We start from the raw sequence: 12,433 nt of genomic DNA on the forward strand, positions 1-12,433 counted from the left end.
CCTTTACGCGCGCGCCGTGAAGTGATAAGATTTACCAGGTATGGAGGTGCCCGGTCTCGAGCGGCGGTTTCGTGAGCGCGGCCTGCGGCGCACGCCCCAGCGCGTTGCGGTGTGGAGCGATTTCGCCGACCACCCCGGCAGCACGATCCGCGAGGCCGCGGCGCGGCTGCAGCGGGCCGGGATCGGGCAGGCGACCGTCTACCGGGCGGTGCGCGCGCTCGAGGAGGCGGGCCTGATCGTCCGCTTCGCCGCCCCGCACGAGGAGGTCCGCTTCGCCGCGGTGCTGGACCATGCGCACCTGCTCGTTTGCGAGCGCTGCGGCCACGTCGAACCGCTCCAGGAGTGCGGGCTGCGCGCCTACGAAGCCGAGCTGGCCCGGCGCAGCCGTTTCCGCGTCCGCGGCCACACGTTGATCGTCTACGGGCTCTGCCCCGAATGTCAGGAGTCGCCATGAACGCTACCCCCCAGAAAGGCCCACCGGCCGTGGAAGTCGAGCACCTGACGGTGCGTTTCGGCGACCACCTCGCCCTGGAGGACGTCACCCTGACGGTTCCCGCGGGGGCCTTCGTGGCCATCGTCGGTCCCAACGGCGCGGGCAAGTCCACCTTGCTCAAGGTGTTCCTCGGGCTCGTTCCCCCGAGCGGCGGCCGGGTCCGGGTCCTGGGCCGCCCCACCGACGGGGTCGATCCGCGGCGCATCGGTTACGTGCCGCAGTTCAAGACCCTGGACCGCACTTTTCCGGCGCTCGCGGAGGAGCTGGTGGCCAGCGGCCTGCGGCGCGCCTGGCCGGGCCGGCTCACGCCCGCGGAACGCGCGCAGGTGCGCGCCGCGCTGGAGCGGGTGGGCGCGGGGCAGCTGATCGGCCGCCCCGTGAGCCGTTTCAGCGGGGGAGAGCTGCAGCGGGTCTACCTGGCCCGGGCCTTCGTGCGCCGTCCCCAGCTGGTGATGCTCGACGAACCCGCGACCGGCATCGACGTGCTGGGCGAGGCCGACATGTACCGGCTGCTCGAGGACTACCAGCGGGAGACGGGCGCCACCCTGCTGATGATCACCCACGACTGGGAGGCGGCCTACCACCACGCGACCCACGTGATCGTGCTCAACCGCCGGCTCATCGGCTTCGGACCGCCCGAGCGCGCCCTTTCGGAGCGCTGCCTGCGCGAGGCCTTCGGGCACGTGGGGCACGCGCACGGGTTCTCGATGGCGCTGGAAGGAGAACGCCGTGCTTGAGGTGTGGAGCCTGCCCTTCATGCAGCGGGCGCTGCTCGCGGGCCTGGTCATGGCCCTGCTCGCCGGATACTACGGGCCCTTCGTGGTGCAGCGGGGCCTCAGCTTCCTCGGTTCGGGCCTGGCCCACGCGGCCTTCGGCGGCGTGGCGCTGGGGTTGCTGCTGGGGCTCGAGCCCCTCTGGGTGGCCGTGCCCTTCACCGCGGCGGTGGCCCTCGGCATCACCTGGGTGCGCGAGCGCACCCACATCCGCGGCGACACCGCCGTGGGCATCTTCTTCGCCTTCTCCATGGCGCTGGGCATCGTCTTCCTTTCCCTGAAGCGCGAGTACACCGCCGAGGCCTTCACCTACCTCTTCGGCTCCATCCTGGCGGTCGCCCCGGCCGACCTCTGGGCCAGCCTGGCGCTGCTCGCCCTCACCGCCCTGACCCTGCCGCTGTGGGGGCGCTGGGCCTACGCCACCTTCGACCGCGAGCTGGCCGCGGCCGACCGGGTGCCCGTCGCCCTCGACGACTACCTGCTCGCCTTCCTGGTCGCGCTCGTCGTGGTCGTGGCCATGAAGCTCGTGGGGCTCCTGCTCGTCGCGGCCTTCCTGGTCATCCCCGCGGCGGCGGCGCGGCAGTGGGCGCGCACCTTCCTGGGGATGGTCGTGGGGGCGGTCCTCGTGGGCACCTTCAGCGTCTTCGCCGGCCTCCTGATCTCGTACGGCTACGACCTGCCCAGCGGCGCCACGGTGGTGCTGCTGCAGGCCTTCGTCTTCACCGCCGCGGCGCTGGTGTTTCGCAGGGCCTCGTAAACCCGCTATTTACAGTAGGAATACAAGACATTAAACTGTACGTATGTGGGTATCGACGAAGGCGCAGTACGGGCTGCGCGCGCTGGTGGAGATCGGCCTGCGCGGCCCCGATCCGGTGCCGCTCAAGGAGGTGGCCGAGGCGCAGGGGATCAGCCAGCACTACCTCGAGCAGATCGCGGCGGCGCTGCGGCGTGCCGGTTTCATCCGCAGCGTCCGCGGGGCGCGCGGCGGCTACCGGCTGGCGCGGCCCCCTGAAGAGATCAACGCGCTCGAGGTCGTCGAGACGATGGAGGGTTCGCTCTCGCCCGTGGGCTGCATCGAAGACCCGGGCAGCTGCGAACACGAGGGGCAGTGCTCCACCGAGCTGCTCTGGCGGCGCGTGGACCTGGCCATCCGCGAGGTGCTGGGCAGCACCAACCTGCAGCACCTCATCGACGAACGGCGCCTGATCGAAGCCAAGCGCAAGATGCACGCCGCGGCCTCGTAGCTCCGTTTCCGGCCGTTTTCCCGCCGCCCCGCACCGGGGCGGCGGCTTCGTTGCGGGTAAGATGAAACCACGCCCGCGCGCGTGAGGGACGGCAGGGGCGAGCATTGGTACGGGAGGGGACGATGGGCTGGGTCTACGCGTTCACCGAAACCGAGGGTTTGGGCAAGGAGCTGTTGGGCGGCAAGGGCTTCGCGCTGGCCGAGATGACGCGGCTGGGCTTTCCGGTGCCGCCGGGGTTCACGCTGACCACCGAGGCCTGCCGCGCCTATCTGGAGCACGGCGCGTTTCCCGAGGGGTTGTGGGAAGGGGTGCGCCAGCAGGTCGCGCGGCTGGAGGCGGCGACCGGGAAGCGCTTCGGGGGCGCCGGCGGCCTGCCGCTGCTGGTGTCGGTGCGCTCGGGCGCGCCGGTGAGCATGCCGGGGATGATGGACACGATCCTCAACCTGGGCCTCACCCGCGCGGGCGTGGCGGCGCTGGCCGAGGCGTCGGGCAACCCGCGTTTCGCCTGGGACAGCTACCGCCGGCTGGTGCAGATGTACGGCGAGGTGGTGCTGGGGCTCGCGGCCGAGGGCTTCGAGCGCCTCCTCGACCGCGCCAAGGTGCTGGCCGGGGCCGAGCGCGACGTGGACCTCTCCGCGGCCGACCTCGAGCGGCTGGTGGCGGCGTACCAGGAACATATCGAGGCCCAGGGTCAGGCCTTCCCCGACGATCCCTGGCGGCAGCTCGAGGGCGCGGTGCGCGCGGTCTTCGAAAGCTGGAACAACCCGCGGGCGCGCACCTACCGCCGGCTCTACGAGATCCCCGACGACCTGGGGACGGCGGTCAACGTCCAGGCGATGGTCTTCGGCAACCTGGGCGACGACTCGGGCACGGGCGTGGGCTTTTCGCGCAACCCCGCCACCGGTGAGCGCGGCCTCTACGGCGAGTACCTGAAGAACGCCCAGGGCGAGGACGTGGTCGCGGGCGTGCGCACCCCCCAGCCGCTCGAGCGCCTGCGCGAAAGCGACCCCGGGCTTTACGAAGAGATCGCCGACGTGGCCGCAAGGCTCGAGACCCACTTCCGCGACATGCAGGACTTCGAGTTCACCGTCGAGCGCGGCCGCCTCTACCTGCTGCAGACACGCACCGGCAAGCGCACCCCCGAGGCCGCGGTGCGGATCGCCGTGGAGATGGCCGAGGAAGGGGCGATTTCCCGCGAGGAGGCCCTCTCGCGCGTCGACGCCAACACCCTCCCCAGCCTGCTGCGGGCGCGGATCGACCCCGACCGCGCCCCCGAGCCGGTGGCCGAAGGGCTGCCCGCCTCGCCGGGGGCGGCGGTGGGCCACGCCGTCCTCGACGCCGAGACCGCCGAGAGCTGGGCGGGGCGGGGGCTGCCCGTCATCCTGGTGCGCCCCGAGACCACTCCCGAGGACATCTCGGGCATGTACATCGCCCGCGGCATCCTCACCGCCCGCGGCGGCATGACCAGCCACGCCGCGGTGGTGGCCCGGGGCATGGGCGTGCCCGCGGTGGTGGGGGTGGCCGCGCTCTCGCTCAACCTCGAGGAGCGCAGCTTCCGCCTCGGCGACCGCAGCTTCAAGGAAGGCGACGTGATCAGCCTGGACGGCACCACCGGCAAGGTCTTCGCCGGCGAGGTCGCCCTAAGCGAAGGGGGCAGCGGCGCCTACCTGCAGCGGCTGCTCGAGTGGGCCGAACCCCACCGCGAGCTGGGCGTGCGCGCCAACGCCGACACCCCGGCGGACGCCCGGCGCGCCCGCGAGCTTGGGGCCGAGGGCATCGGGTTGGTGCGCACCGAGCACATGTTCTTTGACCCCGAGCGCATTCCCTGGGTGCGGGCGCTGATCCTCGCCGAGACCGAGAAGGAAGAACGCGAGGCCCTCGACCGGCTCTTCGCCTTCCAGCGGGCCGACTTCATGGGGCTTTTGGAGGCCATGGACGGCCTGCCGGTGACCGTGCGCCTGCTCGACCCGCCGCTGCACGAGTTCCTGCCGCCGCTGGTGGAGCTCGAGCGCAAGGAGGCCGCGGGGGCGCTCGCCCCCGGCGAGGCCAAGGTGCTGGCCCAGGTGCGCCAGCTGCACGAGGTGAACCCCATGCTCGGCTTCCGCGGGGTGCGGCTCCTGCTGGTGCGGCCGGAGATCCTGCGCATGCAGACGGCCGCGCTCCTCAGCGCCACCCGCGCGCTCATGGAGCAGGGGAGGGATCCGCGCCCCGAGCTGATGATCCCGCTGGTCTCCACCCCCGAGGAGGTGGAGCAGGCGCTCGCGGTGGTGCGCGAGGTCTTCGCCGAGTTCGATCTGGTGCTGCCCGTGGGCACGATGGTCGAGACCCCGCGCGCGGCGCTGGTGGCGGGGGCGATCGCGCCGCTCGTCGACTTCTTCAGCTTCGGCACCAACGACCTGACCCAGCTCACCTTCGGCATCAGCCGCGACGACGCCGGCCACTTCCTGCCCCGCTACCTCGACGCCCGCACCTTCGCCCACGACCCCACCGAGCGCCTCGACGCCGCGGCGGTGGGCCGGCTCCTCGAGATCGCGGTGCGCGAGGGGCGCGCCGCCAACCCGAACCTCAAGCTGGGCCTCTGCGGCGAACACGGCGGCGAGGCGCAGTCGGTGCACCTGGCCCAGCGGCTGGGGCTCGACTACGTCTCGGCCTCGCCCTTCCGGGTGCTCACCGCACGCCTGGCTGCGGCCCAGGCGGCGCTGGCGGGGGGCAGTTCTCGGGCTCGAGCCTGAGCGGGAGAAGGGCTCCCAGGTAGGTTTCCACCTCGCCGTCCATGACCACGTCGGCCGCCTGCAGGTAGGGCGGCGGCGGGTCGCGCAGCCAATCCTTGCCCCGCGGCAGGATGCGGTAGACGTGGCCGCTGAAGGCGTGGACCGCCCAGCGCCCGTCGCTCCAGAAGGGCCCGTCGAAGAGGAGCGCGTCGCAGCTGCGGTAGCGGCCGTCCTGACGGGTGGGCAGGCGCACGAGTTCCAGGCGGTGGGCCGGGGAGGCTCCCAGTTCGCTCAGGCGGGCGCGCGCTTCTTCCTCGTCGAGCGGTCCGGCCGGCGAGGGGCATTCCATCAGGGCGTATCCCCCGCCCACGCTTTCGGATTCGCGCAGCGCCGGAACGGCGAGCAGGGCCAGGCAACGCCCGCTCTCGGGATCGCGCAGCGGAACGTAGAACTCCGGGCCGGTCTGGATGCGCAGTGCGGTCCACACCTGCGCACGCGCCTGATCATGCGAAAGCTCCACCCCGTAGCGGGCAAAGAGCCGCTGGAGGCTCGTGGCGGCCTGGTCCGAGAGCAGCCGGTCGAGGCCCCTTTCGGGCGGACGTTCGGGCAGGCGCACCAGTGAGCCCACGCGCAGCAGCGGGTACACTTCGAGCGCGTCGAGCGCGGGCGTTTCGGGGTCGTAGCGGTCGAGCCGGGCACGGTTCTCGGCACCCTGGACGACGTCGCGCAGGTTCTGGATCGTGAGCGACGAACCCCACAGCTGGCGCAGCCAGGGCAGGAGGTCCTCCTCGGTGATGGCTTCCAGCTTTTCTGCTTGGCGCGGCAGCCAGGCGACGGCGCCTTCGAGCGGCGGCGGCTCGCCGGGTGCGGCGACGGGCTCGAGGGGGGCGTCCGGAACCGCGTCGGTGCAGAGTAGCGGCTCGAGCGCGTAGGGCGCGACGATCCGGAGCGGATCGTCTCCACTGCGGTAGTGCGGGGCCGCCACCGGCGGCTCGGCCGCGGGCTCCGGGTCGAAGCGGGGCCGGACGCGGTAGGCCGTTCCGTAGCGCAGGTCCACCGCGTACCGCCCGTCGGTCCAAACGCCCTTGTCGGGGTCGAGGGCAAACGCGCGTTCGTAGCACGTGCGCGGCATCACGCCCCCGCGGGGTATGCCCAGGCCGCGCAGCGGCCGCAGCGGGCCCGCGGGGCCTAGACCGAAGCGTTCCAGCAGCCGCTGCGCGGCGGCCCGCGTCAGGTAGCCCCGTTCGGGGCAGGCGGTCAGGGAAAAGCTCGTCCCGCCCTCGTGCCACCACGCCGGGTATTCGAACAGGGCCACGCACGCGCCGGCTTGGTTCACGAAGGGAACCAGGAACCACGGGCCGGCCTGCCGCAGAGCGTCCTGCCAGTACCACCGTTTGATCTGCTCGAGCCAGCGGCCGCGCTCGGGGTCGCTCGCCTCGATCTTCCATTCGCGCAGTTTGCGCTCCGCCAGGCGCTCGAGGGCGCCGGCCAGCGGACCGTCTGCGGGCATGGGGGTGTCGGGGCCGAAGGGCGCGTCGACGCGGAGCGGTTTGGCGACACGAAAGGCTTCGCCGGCCGGGCTCGAGCCCTCGAGTCCGGCGAAGCGGTCGCCCGCCGGCTCCGGGCCGTCTTCGTAGAGCCGGACGAACTCGCTTACGCTCGTCGTTTCCAAGAAGAATTGCGCCTCACCCAGCACGTAGGCCTCGGAAACCGGGCGCAGGCCGGCGGCGTTGATGCGGGCGAGGTCGTCCAGGCGCGCCGGTGGCGGCCCGAAGGCGGAGGCCGGGGCGAGCAGCGCTCCGAGCACGGCGCCCAGCAGGGCGGTGCGGAGCCGCATCACCGCACCCTCTCCGAAGCGCAGTGGACGGGCTCGAGCCGTACGGGCAGGTAGAAGACCAAGAACTCCAGGCCGCCCCCGTCCCCGTCCGACCGCTCGATCCACGCGTACGGTTCGGGCGCCTGGGTCAGGTAGTTGAGGCCCTCGGGCAGGATGCGGTAGAGGTTGCCGCTCTGCCCGTTCAGGGCGTAGCGACCGTCGCTCCAGTAAGGAACGAGCAGGGCCTCTTCGTCGCCTGGGCAGTCGAGGGTGCGGGGATCGGGGCGATGGAAGAGCAGCACGGCTTCGAGCGGACCCCGGGGTTCGACCCCGGCCTCACGGAAGCGGGTAGCGGCCGCGCCGGCGCTGCGCACGGGGTCGGGGGTGCGGCAGGCCGCCAGCATTTCTCCGAAGCCGCCCGCCTCGTCCTGTACGGGAACGCTCGCCATGAGGACGCAGCGCCCCTTTTCGTCGACCAGCTCGGTGTAGTACCGCGAGACGAAGAGGCCCCGGGTGAACGTCCAGACTCGCTGTCGGGCCTCTTCGAGCGTAAGGGCGGGGGTGCCCAGAGGGACGCGCATCCGGTCCCGGGCGACGGCGTCGAGGGCCAGGTCAACGAGCGGATCGTTCGGCGGGTTCTCGGGCAGGCGCACCAGCGAACGCACGAAGTAGGGCTCGCGCAGCTGCAGGACGTCCATTACCGGCGTTTCCTCGGGAAGGGCCGCCAGCGCCTCGAGCGCCCAGGGCGGCAGGCGCTCGCCGAAGATCGAGCGCAGCATGCCCACGTCACTGCGAAAAAGAAAGCCGTCCTCGAATCGACGGCGCGCCGCTTCGGGCGTCGGACGGTCCGGACCGCCCTGTGCCAGTTGCCGCTCCAGGAGGGCGCTGCGTTTTCGGGCGGACATCACCGAGGCGGGTAGCCGGCCTTGCGGCCGGGTCCCCTCGTAGTCGTCGCGCTGGGGGTCGCCGCAGCCTACGAGCTTGAAGAAACCCGGGTAGACCGGCGTGATCTGCCGGGGGTCTTCGTCGGGTACCTGCACGTACTGCACGGCGTAGCGCAGCCTTCCGGCGAGCCGCTTCAGATCATCGAACGGTTGGGTGAGCCGGTAGACGTTGCCGCTGGCCACTCCGACGGCGTGCACCCCGTCGGTCCAGACGCCCAGGCGTCCGTCACCGAAGGTGTTGGCCGCGTCGCAGGCGCCCAGGGGCCGGAGATTGGCCGGACCGGGCAGGAAGGCGGCCACAAGGCCGCGAACGGGTTCGAGGCCTTCCTCGGCCAGCCGTTTGCGGGCGTCGGCCTCGCCAAGGTACGGATAGTTGCGCTGGCAGCTGGTCACGGTTCGGACGAGGCTGCCCGGATGCTTCCAGGCGGGCACGACGACCGTGCCCACGCACTCCCCGCGGGCGTTGAAGAGCGGCACCACGTAACGCGGGCCCGCTCGGGTGAGCACGTCCCTCCAGTACCAGGTCTTGGCCAACTCGAGCCAGCGGTCGAAGCCCTCTTGCCCCGCTTCGATCCCGTTGCGCGCCAGAAAACGCTTGGCCTTGTCGGCGAGCAGGCGGCGGATGCGGGCGTCGGGCGGCGGAGGCGTGTCCCTGCGGAGGGGTGCGTCCACGTAGAGCGGCTCGCCCGGCCTGAAGCGCGGCTCGCCCTCCCGGACCGGGCCGAGGTTCTCGAAACGGCGCAGGTAGGACTGCGGCAGCTCCGCGTACAACGCCGCCAGGTCCTCGACGTCGACGTCCAGCGCCAGGGCCAGGGCGTCTTCAGGGGTGCGCGGCTCGATTCCCTGGCGGGCGCTCTGCTCGAGCACTTCGAGGCCCCAAGGGTCGTTGGCGAGGGCCAAGGAAAATACGAGCCCAGCCCATAGAAGGATAAGTAACTTGATTGTTTTCATGCCAGCATGCTACCACAACGTTTCCGCCCGGCCGGGGCACGCGCGGACCAAGGAACGCCCCCACGTCCGCAGACGTGGGGGATGCGGTGGGGCGACCGGGGCGCTACCCTTCGGGACGCTGCTTTTCTTCCTCTTCCTTGCGCAGCATCCGCCTGAGAATCTTCCCCACCGCCGTCTTCGGCAGGTCGTCGCGGAACTCCCAAAGCTTGGGCACCTTGTAGGCGGCCAGGCGTTCCTTGGCGAACTGCTTCAACTCTTCCTCGCTCACCTGGCCCTCGTACCCTTCCTTGAGCACCACGAAGGCCTTCACGGTCTCGCCCCGGTAGGCGTCGGGCACCCCCACCACCGCGGCCTCCTTGACCGCCGGGTGCTGGTACAGCACCTCTTCCACCTCGCGCGGGTAGATGTTGTACCCGCCGGCGATGATCATGTCCTTCTTGCGGTCGACGATGTAGAAGTACCCCTCCTCGTCCATCCGCGCCACGTCGCCCGTGAACAGCCAGCCGTCCTTCAGCGTCTGCGCCGTCTCCTCGGGCCGGTTCCAGTACCCCTTCATCACGTTGGGCCCCTTGACCACCAGCTCGCCCACCTCGCCCGGGGGCAGGGGGTGGCCGTCGGGGTCTGCGCAGTAGGCGTCCACCGAGGGGAAGGGCAGGCCGATCGAGCCCACCTTGCGTTCGCCGTAGAGCGGGTTGCAGTGGGTCACCGGCGCGGCCTCGGTGAGGCCGTAGCCTTCCACCAGCTTGGCGCCGGTCAGTTCCTCGAACTTGGTGGCCACCTCGACGGGCAGCGGCGCGGCGCCCGAGAGGCAGACCTTGATGGTGCGGATGTTGCGCTTCTCGATGCCCGGGAAGGTGTTGAAGGCCACGTACATCGTGGGCACGCCGGGAAAGTGGGTCACCCGGTGTTTCTCGATCGCCGCCACCACCTCGGCGATCTCGAAGCGCGGCAGGAGGACCATCTTCATGCCCCGCATCACCGAGTAGTTCATGCTCACCGTCATGCCGTAGACGTGGAAGAAGGGGATCACGCTGAGCATGACGCCGTTCTTCCAGACCTGTCCGGGTTCCCAGGCATCGACCTGAAAGACGTTGCTGATCAGGTTGCGGTGGGTGAGCATCGCGCCCTTGGAAACCCCGGTGGTGCCGCCGGTGTACTGGAGGAGCGCCAGGTCGTCGGTCTCGATCGGGTGCGCCTCGGGGCTGGGCGGGGCCTGGAGCAGCCGTTTCCAGTCGTGGCGCTTGGGGTCGCGCGGCAGGTTCACCCAGCGGCCTTCTTTCTTGGCCTTGATCGGGAAAAGCCAGTTCTTGGGGAAGGGCAGGTAGTCCTGGAGGCCCGTGGTCACCACGCGCTTCACCGGAACCTCGCCGGCCACCTCCGCGTAGCGGGGCCAGAGCAGGTCGAGGATCACCAGCGTTTCCGCGCCCGAGTCGCGCAGCTGGTGCGAGAGCTCGCGCGGGGTGTAGAGCGGGTTGGTGTTCACGGCCACGGCGCCGGCCAGCAACGCGCCGTAGAAAGCGATGATGAACTGCGGGGTGTTGGGCAGCATGATGGCCACGCGGTCGCCCGGCTTGACCCCGAGGTCCTGGAGGGCCCGCGCGAAGCGGCGCGTCTCCTCCCATAGCTGGCCGTAACTCATTCGTCGGCCCAGGAAGTCGAGGGCTTGTTTTTCGGGGTTCGCCTCCGCGGTCCTGCGCATCAGCTCGTAGAGGGGAACCTCGGGGTAGTCCACTTCGCGCGGCACCCCTTCGTCGTAATGGGCGTACCAGGGTCGTTCCATGTTGCGCCTCCAGTTTTCTTAGCCTTCAGTATACCGGCCGGGCGCGCAAAGGTCGATCGCGCCCCTGGTTACTTCAGCATCCTCCTCAAGATCTTCCCCACCGCCGTCTTCGGCAGGTCGTCGCGGAACTCCCAAAGCTTGGGCACCTTGTAGGCGGCCAGGCGTTCCTTGGCGAACTGCTTCAACTCTTCCTCGCTCACCTGGCCCTCGTACCCTTCCTTGAGCACCACGAAGGCCTTCACGGTCTCGCCCCGGTAGGCGTCGGGCACCCCCACCACCGCGGCCTCCTTGACCGCCGGGTGCTGGTACAGCACCTCTTCCACCTCGCGCGGGTAGATGTTGTACCCGCCGGCGATGATCATGTCCTTCTTGCGGTCGACGATGTAGAAGTACCCCTCCTCGTCCATCCGCGCCACGTCGCCCGTGAACAGCCAGCCGTCCTTCAGCGTCTGCGCCGTCTCCTCGGGCCGGTTCCAGTACCCCTTCATCACGTTGGGCCCCTTGACCACCAGCTCGCCCACCTCGCCCGGGGGCAGGGGTTGGCCGTCGGGATCGACGATCCGCGCCTCGACTCCGGGCAGCGGCAGGCCGATGGCCCCCTTCTTCCTGCGGCCGTAGATCGGGTTGGCGTGGGTGACGGGCGAGGACTCGGTGAGGCCGTAGCCCTCGACGAGTTTGGCGCCGGTGATCTTCTCGAAGGTCTGGGCCACCTCGACCGGGAGCGGGGCGGAGCCGGAGATGCACGCCCGGATCGAGCCGAGCCGGTAACGCGGCGTGAGCGGCGAGGTGTTGATGGCCACGTACATCGTGGGCACGCCGGGGAAGAGGGTGGGGCGTTCGCGCTGGATGGTCTCGAGCGTCAGCTTGGTGTCCCAGCGCGGCAGCAGCACCAGCCGGGCGCCGCCCACGACGGCGAGGTTCATGGCCACGGTCATGCCGTAGACGTGGAAGAAGGGGATGACCCCGAGGATCACCTCGCCGCCCTCGCGAAAATCGGGGATCCAGGCCTTGACCTGGTGGGCATTGCTGGCCAGGTTGCGGTGGGTGAGCATCGCGCCCTTGGGCGTTCCGGTCGTGCCCCCGGTGTACTGCAGCAGGGCCAGGTCGTCGAGTCGCGGTTCCCGAGGCGGCGGCGCGCTTTCGCGGCCGTTGCGCAGGAAGGCCTTCCAGGGGGTGCCGCCCAAGCGTTCGGGCCAGGTTCCTTCCCGCCGGGCCTTGAGCGGAAAGAGCCGGTTCTTGGGAAACGGCAGGTAGTCCTGGATGCCGGTTCGCACCACGGCCTTGAGGGCGAACTCGTCCTGGATCTCCTCGAAGCGGGGCCAGAGCAGATCGAGCAGCACGAGCGCTCGAGCCCCGGAGTCGCCGAGCTGGTGGGCCAGCTCGCGCGCGGTGTACATGGGGTTGACGTTCACGACCGTCGCGCCGGCCAGCAGGGCGCCGTAGAAGGCGACGACGAACTGAGGGCTGTTGGGCAGCATCAGGGCCACGCGGTCGCCGGGCTCGACGCCGGAGGCCGCGAGCGCGCCCGCAAAGCGCCGGGCCTCGTTCCACAGCCGCCGGTAGCTGATCCGCGAGCCCAGGAACACGATCGCGGTGCTGCGGGGCTGGCGTTCGGCGACGCGCCGGAGCGTGGTCGGCAACGGTTCGAGCGGGGGGAGCTGGAAGGAAACGCCGTCGTCGTAGTGCTCTCGCCAAAAGGGTTCGTTCATGCGCGCCTCCGC

Annotated in this window: 9 protein-coding genes; 5 read left to right on the forward strand and 4 right to left on the reverse strand. The window is 70.6% G+C overall.

What is annotated here, in order from left to right; genetic code table 11:
* Positions 1-40 precede the first annotated feature (40 nt).
* The 5 genes from OCEPR_RS04645 (at position 41) to ppdK (ending at position 5,242) form a co-directional block, all read left to right on the forward strand.
* Positions 41-454 carry a Fur family transcriptional regulator gene (locus OCEPR_RS04645; RefSeq protein WP_013457551.1) on the forward strand — a complete coding sequence of 138 codons (414 nt, stop codon included), beginning with the start codon at positions 41-43 and terminating at the stop codon, positions 452-454.
* On the forward strand, positions 451-1,230 hold the full coding sequence (locus OCEPR_RS04650) for a metal ABC transporter ATP-binding protein (RefSeq protein ID WP_013457552.1): 780 nt from the start codon (positions 451-453) through the stop codon (positions 1,228-1,230). Before OCEPR_RS04645 ends, OCEPR_RS04650 begins: the two co-directional genes overlap by 4 nt.
* A complete protein-coding gene (locus OCEPR_RS04655) occupies positions 1,223-2,023 on the forward strand; it encodes a metal ABC transporter permease (protein ID WP_013457553.1) in 801 nt (266 codons plus the stop codon). The genes OCEPR_RS04650 and OCEPR_RS04655 overlap by 8 nt, the downstream gene beginning before the upstream one ends.
* Before the next feature lie 43 nt (positions 2,024-2,066).
* Positions 2,067-2,510 (forward strand): RrF2 family transcriptional regulator, encoded by a 444-nt coding sequence (locus OCEPR_RS04660; protein WP_013457554.1) that lies wholly within the window; start codon positions 2,067-2,069, stop codon positions 2,508-2,510.
* A gap of 122 nt (positions 2,511-2,632) precedes the next feature.
* Positions 2,633-5,242, forward strand: coding sequence for a pyruvate, phosphate dikinase (gene ppdK, locus OCEPR_RS04665; RefSeq protein ID WP_013457555.1), 2,610 nt, complete (start codon positions 2,633-2,635; stop codon positions 5,240-5,242).
* Here ppdK and OCEPR_RS04670 read toward each other — a convergent pair.
* The 4 genes from OCEPR_RS04670 to OCEPR_RS04685 all read right to left on the reverse strand — a co-directional run bounded on the left by OCEPR_RS04670 (position 5,178) and on the right by OCEPR_RS04685 (position 12,421).
* Positions 5,178-7,058, reverse strand: coding sequence for a hypothetical protein (locus tag OCEPR_RS04670; RefSeq protein ID WP_013457556.1), 1,881 nt, complete (start codon positions 7,056-7,058; stop codon positions 5,178-5,180). The two genes, ppdK and OCEPR_RS04670, sit on opposite strands and share 65 nt — an antisense overlap.
* Complete coding sequence (locus OCEPR_RS04675) at positions 7,058-8,932, reverse strand: hypothetical protein (RefSeq protein ID WP_013457557.1); 1,875 nt, start codon at positions 8,930-8,932, stop codon at positions 7,058-7,060. Before OCEPR_RS04675 ends, OCEPR_RS04670 begins: the two co-directional genes overlap by 1 nt.
* Positions 8,933-9,035: 103 nt before the next feature.
* Complete coding sequence (locus OCEPR_RS04680) at positions 9,036-10,712, reverse strand: long-chain-fatty-acid--CoA ligase (protein WP_013457558.1); 1,677 nt, start codon at positions 10,710-10,712, stop codon at positions 9,036-9,038.
* 68 nt (positions 10,713-10,780) lie between these two features.
* On the reverse strand, positions 10,781-12,421 hold the full coding sequence (locus tag OCEPR_RS04685) for a long-chain-fatty-acid--CoA ligase (protein WP_013457559.1): 1,641 nt from the start codon (positions 12,419-12,421) through the stop codon (positions 10,781-10,783).
* Positions 12,422-12,433 lie beyond the last annotated feature (12 nt).

The sequence above is a fragment of the Oceanithermus profundus DSM 14977 genome, from assembly GCF_000183745.1.
In the GTDB taxonomy this organism is placed as follows: Bacteria; Deinococcota; Deinococci; order Deinococcales; family Marinithermaceae; genus Oceanithermus; species Oceanithermus profundus.